Source organism: Streptomyces sp. NPDC001890 (genome assembly GCF_042891445.1).
Classification (GTDB): domain Bacteria; phylum Actinomycetota; class Actinomycetes; order Streptomycetales; family Streptomycetaceae; genus Streptomyces.
This window is the reverse complement of record NZ_JBIATE010000034.1, coordinates 49,138-65,968: the sequence shown is the minus strand read 5'-3', so window position 1 is coordinate 65,968 and position 16,831 is coordinate 49,138. Positions and strand designations below refer to the sequence as shown.

Annotated in this window: 5 protein-coding genes; 1 reads left to right on the top strand and 4 read right to left on the bottom strand. The window is 70.8% G+C overall.

Features of this window, described 5'->3' with window-relative positions:
* From ACFYY1_RS38555 to ACFYY1_RS38540, 4 genes are all read right to left on the bottom strand, one after another.
* Positions 1-12,518: type I polyketide synthase (locus ACFYY1_RS38555; protein ID WP_388594198.1), on the bottom strand; the 12,518-nt coding region annotated here is incomplete at its 3' end.
* Positions 12,519-12,807: 289 nt separating this feature from the next.
* A complete protein-coding gene (locus tag ACFYY1_RS38550) occupies positions 12,808-13,578 on the bottom strand; it encodes a thioesterase II family protein (protein WP_388594194.1) in 771 nt (256 codons plus the stop codon).
* A 153-nt stretch (positions 13,579-13,731) separates the two neighbouring features.
* On the bottom strand, positions 13,732-14,994 hold the full coding sequence (locus ACFYY1_RS38545) for an FAD-dependent oxidoreductase (RefSeq protein WP_388594192.1): 1,263 nt from the start codon (positions 14,992-14,994) through the stop codon (positions 13,732-13,734).
* Positions 14,995-15,184: 190 nt separating this feature from the next.
* Entirely contained in the window at positions 15,185-16,264 is a 1,080-nt protein-coding gene (locus tag ACFYY1_RS38540; protein ID WP_388594190.1) for a helix-turn-helix domain-containing protein, read from the bottom strand.
* 222 nt (positions 16,265-16,486) lie between these two features.
* Here ACFYY1_RS38540 and ACFYY1_RS38535 point away from each other — a divergent pair, with 222 nt between their 5' ends.
* Positions 16,487-16,747, top strand: coding sequence for a DUF5988 family protein (locus ACFYY1_RS38535; protein ID WP_388594188.1), 261 nt, complete (start codon positions 16,487-16,489; stop codon positions 16,745-16,747).
* Positions 16,748-16,831 lie beyond the last annotated feature (84 nt).

The following is a 16,831-nucleotide window of genomic DNA, read 5'->3' as shown; positions in this document are numbered from 1 at the left end:
TCCAGGGTCTCGGGCAGATCGATCAGACCGCCCCAGCTCTTCGGGTGCTCCAGCGCCACGACCCGCCCCAGACCCCAGACCTGGGCCTGGGCGGGGCTGCGCAGCGGGTCGGCGGGACCGGTCGAGACGGCGCCGCGGGTCAGGCACCACAACGGCGCCTCCACCCCGGCCGATGCCAGACCCTGGACCAGGCGCAGCGTGGCGGACAGGCCCGGGGAGACCCCCTGGTCGAGAGCGCTGCCGTCGATGCCCAGCAGGGAGACGACACCCGACACGTCGAGGATGGGGGGCAGGTCGGTGCCGTCGGAACGGACGACTTCCGCACCGGCCGCACGCAGGCCGGACTCGCACCAGTCCGCGACATCCGCGGGACCGGTTTGCGGTGCGACGAGCAGCCACCGCCCCGACAGCGTGCCTGTCTGGGGTTGTGTGGGCTTCCAGGTGACGCGGTAGCGCCATCCGTCGACCTCAAAACGCTGCTGCTGCCGGCGCCGCCACGACGACAACGCGGGCAGAACCTCGCCCAGCGGAGCATCGGCCGACAGCTCCAGATCACCGGCCAGCCCGGACAGATCCGCCCGCTCAACAGCCTCCCAGAACTCCGCGTCGACGGCCGAGTTCTTGTCTGCGTTGCGGGGTACTGAGGTCTCCTCCTTCAGCCAGTAGTGCTGGTGGTCGAAGGCGTAGGTGGGGAGGTCGGTGCGCTGGGCGCCGGTGTTGGCGTAGTACGTCGTCCAGTCGACGGCCTTGCCTCGGACGTGGAGTTCGGCGAGGGCGGTGGTGAGCGCTTCGGTCTCGGTACGGTTCTTGCGCAGTGCCGGTACGAAGTCGGCCTGGTCGTCGGTGACGCAGGACTGGCCCATGGCGGAGAGGACGCCGCCGGGCCCGAGCTCCAGGTAAGTCGTGACGCCCTGGGACTCCAACTGACTTACGCCGTCAAGGAATCGGACGGCCTGGCGGACATGGTCCACCCAGTAATCGGCGCTCAGCAGCTCCTCACCGGCCAGCTCCCCAGTGAGGTTGGAGACGATCGGGAGCTTCGGGGCCTGGAAGGTCAGGCCCTCCGCGACCGCCTTGAACTCGGCGAGCATGGGTTCCATGCGCGGCGAGTGGAAGGCGTGGCTGACGCGGAGCCGCTTCGTCTTCGCGAAGCCGGATGCGATGGCGAGTACGGCGTCCTCGTTGCCGGAGATGACGACGGAGTCCGGGCCGTTCAACGCGGCGATGGAGACGCCGTCGACCAGCAGCGGCAGGATCTCTGCCTCCGTCGCCTGGACGGCGACCATGGCCCCGCCGGTGGGGAGTGCCTGCATGAGGCGGCCACGCGCCGCGACCAGCGCCGCCGCATCCTCCAACGACCACACACCCGCCACATGCGCGGCAGCCAGCTCACCAATCGAGTGCCCGAGCAGGTAGTCCGGGGTCACCCCCCAGCGCTCCAGCAGCCGGAACAGCGCCACCTCAACAGCGAACAACCCCGCCTGCGTGTACACGGTCTGGTCGATCAGCTCCGAGCCGTCGAAGACGATGTCCCTGACCGGCTCGTCCAAGTGCCGGTCCAGCTCAGCGCACACCGCGTCGAACGCGTCCGCGAACACCGGGTACACCTCATACAGCTCACGCCCCATCCCGGCCCGCTGCGAACCCTGACCCGAGAACAAGAACGCCGAACGGCCACCCTGGACCGAGCCGCGCACCACACCCGGCACCGACCGGCCCTCGGCCACCGCCCGCAGCAACGCCTCACGGTCCTCACCGACCACCACCGCACGGTGCTCGAAGACACTGCGCGAAGACACCAGCGACCAGCCGACATCCAACGGCGAAGCTTCCGCCAAACCGAGCAACCGCTCCGCCTGACCCGCCAACGCCTCCTCCGACCTCGCCGACAGCACCCACGGCACCACCGGCAACACGGACTCATCAACCGGCATCTCCACCGATGCCGGCTCTTCCTGCGCCTGCTCCAGAATCACATGCGCGTTCGTCCCGCTGATCCCGAACGACGACACACCCGCCCGACGCGGACGCTCGCCCACCTCCGGCCACTCCCGCGCCTCCGCCAACAACTCCACCGCACCCGCCGACCAGTCCACCTTCGACGAAGGCACACCGACGTGCAGCGTCTGCGGCAGTACGCCATGACGCATCGCCAGAACCATCTTGATCACACCCGCGACACCCGCCGCAGCCTGCGTATGACCAATGTTCGACTTCAACGACCCCAACCACAACGGCCGACCCTCCGGGCGACCCTGCCCATACGTGGCCAACAACGCCTGCGCCTCGATCGGGTCACCCAGCTTCGTACCCGTACCGTGCGCCTCCACAGTGTCCACATCGGCAGTGGTCAGGCCGGAGTTGGCCAGAGCCTGGCGGATGACCCGCTGCTGCGACGGACCGTTCGGAGCGGTCAGACCGTTCGACGCACCATCCTGGTTGACCGCCGAGCCGGCAACGACCGCCAGCACCTGGTGACCCTTGCGCCTGGCCTCGGAGAGCCGCTCGACCAGCAGAACCCCGACACCCTCACCCCAGCCCGTACCATCCGCATCGTCCGAGAACGACTTGCACCGACCGTCGGCGGCCAGGCCCCCCTGCTTGCTGAACTCCACGAAGCCGCTGGGCCCGGCCATCACGGTCACCCCGCCGACGAGGGCCATCTCGCACTCGCCCGAGCGCAGCGACTGGGCCGCCAGGTGCAGGGCGACCAGCGACGACGAACAGGCCGTGTCCACCGTCACCGCCGGACCCTCCAGGCCGAAGGCGTAGGAGACACGGCCCGACAGAACACTGGTGGCCGTTCCGGTCAGCAGCTGTCCGCTGACACCTTCTTCACCCTGGGCGAGAGCTCCGGCACCGTAGCCCTGACTGCAGCCACCGGCGAAGACACCAGTACGGGTGCCGCGTACGGACATGGGGTCGATCCCTGCCCGCTCGAACGCCTCCCACGAGGTCTCCAGCAGCAACCGCTGCTGCGGGTCCATCGCGAGGGCCTCGCGCGGCGAGATCCCGAAGAACTCCGGGTCGAAGTTCCCGGCGTCGTGCAGGAAGCCCCCGGCGCGGGCGAACCCGAGGTCCGTATCGCGGCCTCCGGAGGGTGCGTCCTCCCATCCGCGGTCGGACGGGAAGCCGGTGATGCCGTCGGCGCCCGCGCTTACGAGTTGCCACAGCTGGTCCGGGGACCGGACGTCGCCCGGCAGGCGGCAGCTCATTCCCACGATCGCGATCGGCTCGTCGTCGGACCCGGTCTGCTGGGACTGGGGGGCTCCATGGGCGGTCTCCCGCTCCAGGATCCCGTCGACGAGGTGGTCGGCCAGGCCGTGGGAGTCCGGGTAGTCGAACACCAGGGTGGCGGGGAGCTGGAGTCCGGTCTCCTGTGCCAGGCGGTTGCGCAGTTCGACCGCCGTGAGGGAGTCGAAGCCCAGATCGCGGAAGGCCGTCGTGGCGGGGATGGCAGATGGATCGCCATGGTTGAGCACTGCCGCCGCGTGTGTGCGGACCACGTCGAGGAGTACGGCGTGGGCTTCCGCTGCGTCGAGGCCCCGCAGCCGGTCGACCAGCTCCGGCCGACCGTTCCCCCTCGTACGTGTGAGAGCGTCACCCGCGTCGGTGGTGTCCGTCGCGTACAGGCGGGCGACTTCAGGGATGTCGCCGAGCAACGGACTGGGCCTCAGCGCGGTGAAGGTGGGTACAAAGCGGTCCCAGGCCATGTCGGCGACAGCCAGGCAGGTCTCGTTGTCGGTCAGCGCCTGTGCGAGTGCGATCAGGGCGTTGTCCGGTTCCATGACGGGCAGGCCACGGCGACCGAGTTGTTCCTCGCCCTCGGCGGTCACGAGGCCGCCGCCGCCCCAGGGGCCCCAGGCGATTGAGGTGGCGGCCAGGCCACGGGTCCGGCGCTCCTGGGCCAGGGCGTCGAGGTAGGCGTTGGCAGCGGCGTATCCCGCCTGCCCGCCGCTCCCCCACACCGCGGCGATGGAAGAGAAGAGGACGAACGCGTCCAGTTCGGTGGCCGCGAAGACGGCATCCAGGTTGGCCGCGCCGGTGACCTTCGCATGCAGTACGTCTGTCAGCCCAGCACTGTCGATCTCGGCAAGCGGAGTGAGCTGACCGATACCGGCGGCGTGGACGACGGTACGGACCGGGGTTCCGTCGGCTTGGAGATCGGTGGCGAGGCGCGACAGAGCTGCGCGGTCGGCGACGTCGCAGGCCGCGATGGTCACCCGTACGCCCATGGCCCTGAGTTCGTCGCGGAGTTCGGTGGTGCCGGGGGTGTCGGGTCCTCTGCGGCTGGTGAGGACGAGGTGCTGGGCGCCGTTGGTGGCGGCCCAGCGGGCGACCCGGGCACCGAGACCACCGGTGCCGCCGGTGATCAGGACCGTGCCCCGCACCTTCCAGTCACGGTGCGGGCCCGCGGCGGCCCGCACGACACGGCGCACGAAGACACCCGAGGACCGGACGGCGACCTGGTCCTCGTTCCCACCATCACCATCACCATCACCGTCGCAGTCGCCCTTGATGCGGGTGGTCAGGATGGTGGCGGTGCGGTCGAACGCGCGGGCGTCCAGGGTCTCGGGCAGATCGATCAGACCGCCCCAGCTCTTCGGGTGCTCCAGCGCCACGACCCGCCCCAGACCCCAGACCTGGGCCTGATCGGGACTGCGCAACGGGTCGGCGGGACCGGTCGAGACGGCGCCGCGGGTCAGGCACCACAACGGCGCCTCCACCCCGGCCGACACCAGACTCTGGACCAGGCGCAGCGTGGCGGACAGGCCCGGAGAAACCCCCTGGTCGAGAGCGCTGCCGTCGATGCCCAGCAGGGAGACGACACCCGACACGTCGAGGATGGGGGGCAGGTCGGTGCCGTCGGAACGGACGACTTCCGCACCGGCCGCACGCAGACCGGACTCGCACCAGTCCGCGACATCCGCGGGACCGGTTTGCGGTGCGACAAGCAGCCACCGCCCCGACAGCGTGCCTGCCCGGGACTGCACCGGCTGTACGGGCTTCCAGGTGACGCGGTAGCGCCATCCGTCGACCTCAAAACGCTGCTGCTGCCGGCGCCGCCACGACGACAACGCGGGCAGAACCTCGCCCAGCGGAGCATCGGCCGACAACTCCAGATCACCGGCCAGCCCGGACAGATCCGCCCGCTCGACAGCCTCCCAGAACTCCGCGTCGACCGGATCGGCGGCGGCGGTTTCGGGGGCCGACTTGGGCGGTGCCGGCCAGTACCGCTCGTGCTGGAAGGCGTAGGTGGGCAGGTCGGTGCGCCGGGCGCCTGTGTTCGCGTAGTAGGCCGTCCAGTCGACGGCCTTGCCTCGGACGTGGAGTTCGGCCACGGCTGCGACGAGCGCTTCGGTCTCGGTGCGGTCCTTGCGCAGCACGGGGAGGAAGACAGCGTCGCTGTCGGTGACGCAGGACTGGCCCATCGCAGAGAGGACGCCGCCGGGGCCGAGTTCCAGGTACGTGGTCATGCCCTGGGACTCCAACTGCCGTACACCATCCAGGAATCGGACGGCCTGGCGGACATGGTCCACCCAGTAGCCGGCGCTCAGCAGCTCCTCGCCCGCGACCTCACCGGTCAGGTTGGAGACGATCGGGAGCTTCGGTGCGTGGAAGGTCAGGCTCTCGGCGATGGTCTTGAACTCGGCGAGCATGGGTTCCATGCGCGGCGAGTGGAACGCGTGGCTGACGCGGAGGCGCTTCGTCTTCGCGAAGCCGGATGCGATGGCGAGTACGGCGTCCTCGTCGCCGGAGATGACGACGGAGTCTGGGCCGTTGATCGCGGCGATGGAGACGCCGTCGGTAAGGAGCGGCAGGACCTCTGCCTCGGTGGCCTGGACGGCGACCATGGCCCCGCCCGTGGGGAGTGCCTGCATGAGGCGGCCACGCGCCGCGACGAGCGCCGCCGCGTCCTCCAACGACCACACACCGGCCACATGCGCGGCGGCCAGCTCACCGATCGAGTGCCCGAGCAGGTAGTCCGGGGTGACCCCCCAGTGCTCCAGCAGCCGGAACAGCGCCACCTCAACAGCGAACAGGCCGGCCTGCGTGTACACGGTCTGGTCGATCAGCTCCGAGCCGTCGAAGACGATGTCCCTGACCGGCTCGTCCAAGTGCCGGTCCAGCTCAGCGCACACCGCGTCGAACGCGTCCGCGAACACCGGGTACGCCTCGTACAGCTCACGCCCCATCCCGGCCCGCTGCGAACCCTGCCCCGAGAGCAGGAACGCCGAACGGCCACCACGCACAGCACCACGCACCACACCCGGCACCGAACGGCCCTCGGACACCGCCCTCAGCAGCGCCTCACGGTCCTCACCGACCACCACCGCACGGTGCTCGAAGACACTGCGCGAAGACACCAGCGACCAGCCGACATCCAACGGCGAAGCTTCCGCCAAACCGAGCAACCGCTCCGCCTGACCCGCCAACGCCTCCTCCGACCTCGCCGACAGCACCCACGGCACCACCGGCAAAACCGGCACCACGGACCCGGCAGCCGAAGGCTCGACCACCGCCTCCTCCTGCGCCTGCTCCAGAATCACGTGCGCGTTCGTCCCGCTGATCCCGAACGACGACACACCCGCCCGACGCGGGCGCTCGCCCACCTCCGGCCACTCCCGCGCCTCCGCCAGCAACTCCACCGCACCCGCCGACCAGTCCACCTTCGACGAAGGCACACCGACGTGCAGGGTCTGCGGCAACACACCATGACGCATCGCCAGAACCATCTTGATGATGCTCGCGACACCCGCCGCGGCCTGCGTGTGACCGATGTTCGACTTGATCGAGCCGAGCCAGAGCGGCCGGTCCTCCGGGCGGTCCTGGCCGTAGGTGGCCAGCAGAGCCTGGGCCTCGATCGGGTCACCCAGCTTCGTACCCGTACCGTGCGCCTCGACCGCATCGACCTGATCGCCCGAGAGCCGAGCACTGGCCAGGGCCTGGCGGATGACACGCTGCTGCGACGGACCGTTCGGGGCGGTCAGACCGTTCGACGCACCGTCCTGGTTGACGGCGGAACCGGCGACGACCGCAAGGACCTGGTGGCCCTTGCGTCGGGCCTCGGTAAGCCGCTCGACCAGCAGAACCCCGACACCCTCGCCCCAGCCCGTACCGTCCGCATCGTCCGAGAACGCCTTCACCCTGCCATCGGTGGCCAGGCCGTTCTGGCGGCTGAACTCGACGAAGCCGGCCGGGGTGGACATCACGGTCACACCGCCCGCGAGCGCCATCTCGCACTCCCCCGCCCGCAGCGCCTGGATCGCCCAGTGCAGCGCGACCAGCGACGACGAACAGGCCGTGTCCACCGTCACCGCCGGACCCTCCAGGCCGAAGGCATAGGAGACACGGCCCGACAGGACACTGGCGAGGCTTCCGGTGACTCCGTGCCCGGCGAGCGCGTCGTCGGCGTTCTGGACGAGGTCGCCGTAGTCCTGGCCGTTGGTGCCGACGAACACACCGGTGCGACTGCCCCTGAGCGAGGTCGGGTCGATGCCCGAGCGTTCGAAGACCTCCCAGGTGGTCTCCAGCATCAGCCGCTGCTGCGGGTCCATCGCCAGGGCCTCGCGCGGGCTGATCCCGAACAGGGCCGGGTCGAAGCCGGCGGCATCCAGAAGGAACGCGCCCCGGTCGACGTACGAGGTATGCGGCCTTCGCCGCTCCGGGTCGTAGAGCGCATCGATGTCCCAGCCACGGTCGGCCGGGAAGGTGGTGATGCCGTCGGCGCCTTCGGCGAGCATGCGCCACAGGTCCTCCGGGGAGTCGACGCCGCCGGGGAAGCGGCAGCTCATGCCGACGATCGCGATCGGGTCGTCGGCCCCCGTGCCGTCATCGGCCTGGGTCCCGGTGGGACGGGTTGCGGTGTCGTCGGAACCGCTCAGCTCAGCGAGGAGATGGGCCGCGAGGGCAGCCGGGGTGGGGTAGTCGAAGACCAGGGTCGTGGGCAGCGTCATCCCGGTGACGACGCCCAGGTTGTTGCGCAGGTCCACGGCGCTCATGGAGTTGAAGCCGAGGTCCTGGAAGCTGCGGTCGCTCGGGACCTTGTCCGCGTCGGTGTGGCCGAGGACGGTCGCGGTTTCGCCGCGTACGAGGTCGAGGACGGCGCGGGCCCGCTCGGGTGCGGCGAGGGACAGCAGGTGAGCGATCTGCGAAGGGGCGGTGGAGCCGCCGGGCGAGTGGTCGGCCGCGCCTGCCGTGAGCCGGCCGGTGGTGTCGGTACCGCCGGAGAAGTCCGGGAGGTCGCGGAGCAGCGGGCTCGGGCGCCGGGTCGCGGTGTGCGCGACCATGCGCTCCCAGCGGATGTCCGCGACGACGACGCAGGTCTCGTCGTGTTCCAGCGCCTGCTCCAGCGCGGTCAGGGCGGTCTCGGGGTCCATGGCCCCGGCCCCGATGCGCTCGAAGCGCTCTTCCGCGTCCCCCTCACCGAGGCCGGCGCCGGCCCAACGCCCCCAGGCTATGGACGTGGCGGGCAGGCCGAGGGAACGGCGTTGCTGGGCGAGTGCGTCGAGGAAGGCGTTGCCCGGGGCGTAATTGCCCTGGCCGGGGGCGCCGACCGTGCCGCTGAGGGAGGAGAAGAGTACGAAGGCGGACAGGTCCAGGTCGCGGGTGAGCTCGTGCAGGTTGCGGGCGCCTTGGACCTTGGCCCGCAGCGCGTACGCGATCCGGGCCGTGGTCAGCGAGTCGATGAGGCCGTCGTCGAGCGCCGCTGCCGCGTGCACGACGGCGGTGAGCGGGGTGTCGGCCGGAATGGACGCGAGGAGTTCGGCGACGGCGGCGCGGTCGTGGGCCTCGCAGGCGACGATACGCACCCGGCAGCCCATGGCTTCGAGTTCGGCGAGGAGGGCATCGGCGCCCGGCGCGTCCGCTCCTCGGCGGCTGGTGAGGATGAGTTGCTCGGCACCGCTGCGGGCCAGCCGGCGCGCGACGTGTCCGCCGAGGGCTCCGGTGCCGCCGGTGACCAGGACGGTCCCGCCCGGGATCCACTGCCGCTCGGTGGGTGAGCCGTCGAGCGGGGCGCGTACGAGCCGGCGGGCGAAGGCGCCGGTGGCCCGGATAGCGATCTGGTCCTCGTCCTCGGTGCGGGCCAGGATTCGGCGCAGCTGCGCGCCGCCGCGGCGGTCGAGTTCCTCGGGCAGGTCGACGAGTCCGCCCCAGCGCTGCGGGTATTCCGTACCGAGGACTCCGCCGAAGCCCCAGGCCATGGCCTGGACGGCACTGACGACGGGTTCGGAGGGCCGGGCCGCCACGGCACCACGGGTGGCGATCCACAGGGGTGCGTCGAGGCCCGTGTCGTCGAGTGCCTGGACGAGGGCGACGGAAGCGGCGATGCCTGCGGGGACCCCTGGGGCCTGGGGGTGGTCGCTCTCGTCGAGCGGCAGCAGGGAGAGTATGCGGTCGATCCCGGACCGCTGATCGGGGTCGGCGAGTACGTCGCGGAGCTGCTGCGCGATTTCCTCGCGGGCCTGTCCGGCCGGCAGTTGGAGGGTGACGGTCCGGTCGGCGCCGAGGGCGAGCAGGCATGCCTCGGCAAGCGGAGCGCTCGCCGCCTGTTCCGGCACGACGAGCAGCGAGACGCCGGGCAGCGCCGGTACGGCGGAGGCGGAGCCGGCGATGCGCTGCCAGGTCGTGCGGTACCGCCATGAGTCCACGGTGTCGGACGCGTGGCGGCGGCGCCGCCAGTCGGAGAGCGCGGGGAGGACCTCGCTGAAGGGCGCGTCCGGGCCGACGGCCAGTGCCTGCGCGAGTGCTTCCACGTCGCCTTGGGCCACGGCGTCCCAGAACGCGGAGTCCATGGCGGGACCGTCGGTGGCCGTGCGGGGACGGGAAGAGGAGTTGAGCCAGAAGCGCTGCCGCTGGAAGGCGTAGGTGGGCAGGTCGATGCGTTGGGCGCCGGTGTTCGCGTAGAACGCCGACCAGTCGACAGAGGCGCCTCGGACGTGGAGCTCGGCGAGGGCGGTGGTCAGCGCTTCGGGTTCGGCGCGGTCCTTGCGCAGGGCCGGTACGAAACCTGCCTGGTCGTCGGTGACGCAGGACTGACCCATCGCGGAGAGGACGCCGCCGGGACCGAGCTCCAGGTAAGTCGTGACGCCCTGAGCCTCCAACTGACGTACGCCGTCAAGGAAGCGGACGGCCTGGCGGACATGGTCCACCCAGTAGCCGGCCGTCAGCAGCTCCTCACCGGCCAGCTCCCCCGTGAGGTTGGAGACGATCGGGAGCTTCGGGGCCTGGAAGGTCAGGCCCTCCGCGACTGTCCTGAACTCGGCGAGCATGGGTTCCATGCGCGGCGAGTGGAAGGCGTGACTGACCCGCAGCCGCTTCGTCTTCGCGAAACCGGACGCGATCGCGAGTACGGCGTCCTCGTCACCGGAAATCACCACGGAGTCCGGACCGTTCAACGCGGCGATCGACACACCGTCGACCAGCAACGGCAGAACCTCCGCCTCCGTCGCCTGGACGGCCACCATGACCCCGCCCGTCGGGAGCGCCTGCATCAGGCGGCCCCGGGCGGCGACCAGCGCCGCCGCGTCCTCCAACGACCACACACCCGCCACGTGGGCGGCGGCCAGCTCACCGATCGAGTGCCCGAGCAGGTAGTCCGGGGTCACCCCCCAGTGCTCCAGCAGCCGGAACAGCGCGACCTCGATCGCGAACAACCCGGCCTGGGTGTACACGGTCTGGTCGATCAGCTCCGAGCCGTCGAACACCACATCCCTGACCGGCTCGTCCAAGTGCCGGTCCAGCTCCGCGCACACCGCGTCGAACGCGTCCGCGAACACCGGGAACGCCTCGTACAGCTCACGCCCCATCCCGGCCCGCTGCGAACCCTGACCCGAGAACAGGAAGGCGGAACGACCGCCCTGGACCGATCCGCGCACCACGCCCGGTGCCGAGCGGCCCTCGGCCAGCGCCTCCAGGGTGTGCAGGAAGCCCTCGCGGTCGCCCGCGACGGCGGCGGCGCCGTGGTCGAAGCGGGTCCGGGTGAGTGCCAGGGACCAGCCCAGGTCGGTGGGGGCGAGCGCGGGGTTGTCGCGTACCAGGTCGAGAAGGCGGCTTGCCTGGCCGGCCAGGGCCTGCGGGGTCTTGGCCGACAGGATCCACGGGACGGCCGGGAGGGTGCGTCGCGGGGTGACCGATTCCGGAGCCGCTGCCGGCTCGGGCTGTTCCAGGATGACGTGGGCGTTCGTACCGCTGACTCCGAAGGAGGAAACTCCCGCGCGGCGCGGGCGATCACCGGTGTCCGGCCAGTCGCGGGCCTCGGTCAGCAGTTCCACCGCGCCCGCCGACCAGTCCACCCGTGTGGAAGGCGTTTCGGCGTGCAGGGTGCGCGGCAGCACGCCGTGGCGCATGGCCAGGACCATCTTGATGATTCCGCCGACGCCTGCCGCTGCCTGTGCGTGGCCGATGTTCGACTTCAGGGAGCCCAGCAGCAGAGGCCGGTCCGCAGGACGGTCCTGGCCGTACGTGTCGATGACGGCCTGGGCCTCGATGGGGTCGCCGAGGGTGGTGCCGGTGCCGTGGGCCTCGACGGCGTCGACTTCGGCCGCGGGAACACGGGCGTTGGCGAGGGCCTGGCGGATGACGCGTTCCTGCGCGGGGCCGTTGGGTGCGGTGAGGCCGTTGGACGCGCCGTCCTGGTTGACGGCGGTGCCGCGAATCACGCCGAGTACGCGGTGGCCGTTGCGGCGGGCGTCGGAGAGCCGCTCGACCAGGAGCATGCCCACGCCCTCGGACCAGCCGGTGCCGTCCGCGCCGTCCGAGAAGGACTTGCAGCGGCCGTCGGACGACAGGCCGCCCTGGCGCTGGAAGTCGACGAAGGCGCTGGGGGTGGCCATGACGGTGGCGCCGCCCGCCAGGGCGAGCGTGCACTCGCCGGAGCGCAGGGACTGGACGGCGAAGTGGAGGGCGACCAGGGAGGAGGAGCAGGCGGTGTCGACGGTGACGGCGGGGCCTTCGAGGCCGAAGGTGTAGGCGACACGGCCGGAGGCGACGCTGCCGATGTTCCCGATGCCGAGCAGGCCGGCCACGCCGTCGGGGATGTCGGCGTCGGCCAGCTGGGCGGCGTAGTCGTGGTACATGAGACCGGCGAAGACACCGGTCCGGCTGCCGCGCAGGGAGGTCGGGTCGATGCCCGCCCGCTCGATGGCCTCCCAGGAGGTTTCCAGCAGGAGGCGCTGCTGGGGGTTCATGGCCAGCGCCTCGCGCGGCGAGATCTTGAACGGGTCCGGGTCGAAGTCGCCCGCGTCGTAGAGGAATCCGCCCGCGCTCATCCCGGGGGCCACGGGCTGGACGCCCTGGGGGTCGTACAGGTTCTCGGTGTCCCAGCCACGGTCGGTGGGAAAGCCTCCGCCCGCGTCAGTGCCGGTGGCGACGAGCTGCCACAGGTCGTCGGGGTCGGCAACACCGCCGGGGTACCGGCAGCTCATGCCGACGATCGCGATGGGCTCGCGGTCCTTCGCCTCGGCCCGGCGCAGTCGCTCGCCGGTCTCGTGCAGGTCAGCCGTGACTCGCTTCAAGTATGAGCGGAGCTTGTCTTCGTTCGCCATCAGAGCGTCACCTGTCCGGGTACCGACGAGCTGGGAGTTCATGGATCAACACCCGTGGGGCCGACGGGTGTTGAGGGAGTGGGGCGGGGACGGCGAAAGCGGGCGGAGAGCAGCCTGTCCGGCCACGCCGCCCGCCCGTCCCGGTGTCTTGTGTCGTTACGTGTGACGCAGCGTCCGTCGTTGCGTTTGCCGCTGTATTCGTCGCTGCGTCGTCGCTGCGTTGTTGCTAAGCCGTCGCTACGTCGTCGCTACGCCGTTGCTACGTCGCGCCGACCGCGACGGGGGCCAGTCGGCCGGAGATCGTCCTGAGCATCGCCGGCTGATGGTCGGTGAGGAAGAAGTGCCCGCCGGTGTAGGTGTGCATCTGGAAGTCGGCGGAGGTGTGGGTGGACCAGGCGCGTGCCTCGTCCAGAGTGACCTTGGGGTCGTTGTCACCGGTGAAGACGGTGATGGGGCAGGACAGGGCGGGCCCCGGCTCGTACACGTACGTCTCGGCGGCCCGGTAGTCGTTGCGGATGGCCGGCAGGGCCATCCGCAGGACCTCCTCGCTGCCCAGGACGCGGTCGTCGGTGCCGCTGAGTTCGCGCAGTTCGGTGAGGATTCCCTCGTCGTCGCGCAGGTGCACGGACTCGTCGCGGGAGCGCGACGGGGCGCGGCGGCCGGAGGCGAAGAGGTGGACGGGGGCGGCGTCGCGCTCCTCCATCAGACGGGCCATCTCGAAGCCGAGGGTGGCGCCGAGGCTGTGGCCGAAGAGGGCGATCGGCTGTCCGCCGGGCCGCGGGTCGAGAACCTCGACGATCTGGCGGGCGAGCTCACCGATGGTCTCCACGCACTTCTCCTGGCGGCGGTCCTGCCGTCCCGGATACTGGATCGCCACGACGTCCAGTTCGGAAGAAAGGGCTCGCGACACCGGGAAGAAGAAAGAAGCCGAACCGCCGGCGTGCGGCAGGCAGACGAGTCTGGTCTTCCGGCCGGGCATTTCGTGGAAATTGCGGATCCACAGCCCGCGGTCTATCTCCGGGACAGCCATATGAGAGATCGGTCCTTTCCGCTTTTCCCGCCACTTGATGACGACGGTAGGAGGCGAGGGCCGCTCCCCCAACCCCTCCAGTCCTTGGTATTCCCCCTATATTCGGGATTCCGGTAGGGGTCGGGGCCGTTCGCGGGGTCCGCTTTGCGGGTGTCAGGTGAGAGCGGGCTCGGGAAGGCGGGCGCCCTGACGGAACAGTTCGCCGCGCACGTTTTCGGTGCTCAGCGCGATGCCGTCACGGGCGACGAGCGCGGCGGCGATGCCGGCTGCCTGTCCGGTGGCGAAGGCCGTGCCCATGACCCGCAGGGATCCGCCCGCCATGCGGTCCCCGTCCACGTTCCGGCCCGCCGCGAACAGGTTGTCGGTGTCGGTGCTCCACAGGGCGCGGAGGGGGATCTCGAAGTATCCGTCGTCGTCGATGAAGAGCCACTGGGAGGGGACGCCGGGGGCCGGGTGGTACTCGATGGGCCAGGCGCCGACGGCGATGGCGTCGTCGAAGTGGGCGCCGCCGAGGACTTCGTCGACGCTCAGCCGGTAGCGGCCGGCGATGTGGCGGGACTCGCGGGTGCCGATCTCGGGCCCGGTGCTGACGATGTAGGCGTTCTCGCAGCCAGGGAGCGTGCGTATGACGTCGAGGTAGGCACGGGCCTGGACCCGGGCGCTGGCCTCGGCCCGGCTGACTTCGGCGGAGTCCCGGGCGTCGTAGCCCTCGTCGACGATGTACGCGATGACGTCGCCGGACAACGGCAGCCGGGCCACCAGTCCGTTGGCGGAGACCAGCGGGCCGATGCCGCGTTCGCGGGCCGCGTGGACTGCGGCGGAGACGCGGGCGCGGGTGACGTCCGCGTGCGGCGGGATTCCACCGAAGCGGACACCCAAGGAGCCGTTCTGAACCATGCCGTCATTGCCGTAGCGGACGGCGGAGCCGGCGAAGGAGGCGAGATCGGCCTCGCCGGTGGCGTCGACGAAGGCCTCGGCGGTGACCTCCGTGATGCCGCGGTGGTCGGCGATACGGACGGATGTGACGCGTCGGTCCTCGCGGCGGGCCTCGGCGACGTGGCTGTACAGACGCACGTCGACACCGGCCTCGGCGCACAGTCTGTCGAGGGCGCGTTTGACGGCCTCGGGGTCGAACACCACGCACACGCCGTTGAAGCGCTGCGGGTCGGTGACGGCGCCTTCGGCGCGCAGCGCCGCCAGGACCTCCTCGGCGATGCCGAAGACCACTTGGCGGGGCGGGTCCTCACGGGTGTAGATCCCGCAGTACGTGAGGACGTTGCGCAGGGTGGCCGCGCCGCCCAGGCACGGTCCGCGCTCCACGAGCAGGGTGCGGGCACCCGCTCTGGCAGCGGCGACCGCCGCTGCGACACCGGCGGACCCGCCGCCGGCCACGATCACGTCGTACTTCTCTGCCATGTCCTTGTCCCTGCCCTCTGAATCGGTCGGTGGTGGTGGTTCCTGTACGGGGTGCTGGGGTGCGGGGGTACGGGGGTACGGGGGTACGGGGGTGCGGGGGTGCGGGGGTACGGGGGTACGGGGGGTGCTGGGGTGCGCAGAAGGGCGCTGGAGGTGCGGGGGGTGCTGGGGGTGCTGGGGGTGCGGGAAGTCAGGCGGTCCGGCGCTTTGGTGAGGCCCCTTCCGGGATTCCGTCCTGGATTCCGTCCGGCATTCCGTCCGGGGCCGGGCGGGGGCCCGGTACGGCGCGCAGGCCGGTGCACGGGGCGTCGGTCCAGCCGCGGGCCCCGGTGACCACGCCGATCTGGAACCGGCTCCTGACGCCGGTGCGGGTGAGCAGGTCGGACATGGTGCGGCGGACGGTCCGGAGGGATACGCCGAGTCTGCGGGCGGCCATCTCGTCGGTGAGTCCCTCGCAGAGCAGCTCCAGCAGCGCGTGTTCCTGGTCGCTGAGCCCGTTCTCGCGCCGTTGCGGCTGTGCGCCGCCGGGCAGCGCCGCGGCCCATTCGCGTTCGAACAAGGCGTACAGGGCAGTCACCAGTACCGGGGAAGTCACGAGGTCGGCGGCGCCGGACGTGCCCGTCTCGTCGTCAAGGGTGCTCTGTACGACGGCGACGGAGCGGTCGACGACGGTCAGGGGTACGGGCACGGTCGCGGCAGTCCGGATCTCGGCGCCGAAGTCGGCGAGCCGACGGCCGTATGCGCTGCGGGTCGCGCTGTTGCGGGCGCCGGTGAGGTGCAGGGCGCGGATACGGACGCCACGGGCCAGGGCTCGTTCGGCGGTGTCGGGTTCGCCCTGCAGGACGTGCTGGAGTCCGGAGGTGCCGGGCAGTACGCAGGCGATCTCCCCGGCGGCCTGGCGGAACAGCCGGCCGAGGCCGAGCCGTATCTCCTCAGGGCCTCGGAGGCGGGTGACTCCGGCGTCGGCGGTCCCGGTGCGGCGGGGTTCGTTGGCTGCCAGCAGCGACATGACGGCGGCACGGCTCTCGTGCGCCTCGTGGGCGCGGCGGGCGAGGTCGGCCTCCTGACGGGCGAGGAGGGCGCCCAGTCCGAGCTCGGGTGCGACGACGGTCCAGACGGCGGGGCTGCCGGGCAGGCGGCGGACCAGGGAGAGTTCGGCGAGACGGCCGAGCGCCTCGTCGACGCTGTCCTCCTCCTGGCCGAGGCAGGCGGCTAGTTCGGCCGCCCGCCGGCCGTTCCGTTCCAGGAGCGCGCGGTACACGGGCTGCATTCGGGCGTCTATCCCCAAGGTTTCCACCAGAAGATCCCCTTCCAGCCTTTTCCGGCGTCCGGGATTCCGATCCGAACGGCATACGAATTAACGATAGTTACCCTCATGAGATCAGGAGAGGGTGCCCCCTACTCAAATCCCTGGCCCCCTATAGGGGGGAATCAGGGGTGCCTGGAACGGGGTACGCGAAGAAGAATCGAAATCGAGACGAGAGGTGTTCCCATGCCAAATATCATCGCTATCTCCGCCGATACGGCGAAGGGCCCCGTCCGACTCGAAGGAGGGCCTGTCGACCTTTCCGGGACCGTAAATCTGGCCGACTACAACAACGAGGTGATCTTCTCCGACGAGAAGATCAAGATCCGCTATGGCAACGGGTACGAGCACTACACGCCCCTCGACGCCGCAGTCGAAGCCGGCACCGGGATCGGGCCGGGCCCCAAGACCTTCCAGTGGGTCGGCCGCACCAAGATCGCCGAGTAGCCCACCACGCACGTCGGCCCCCTTCGGGCCTGCCCCGCCGGGACGGCGGGGCAGGCCCTTTGTCGTTCTCCCCTGTCGCTCTGC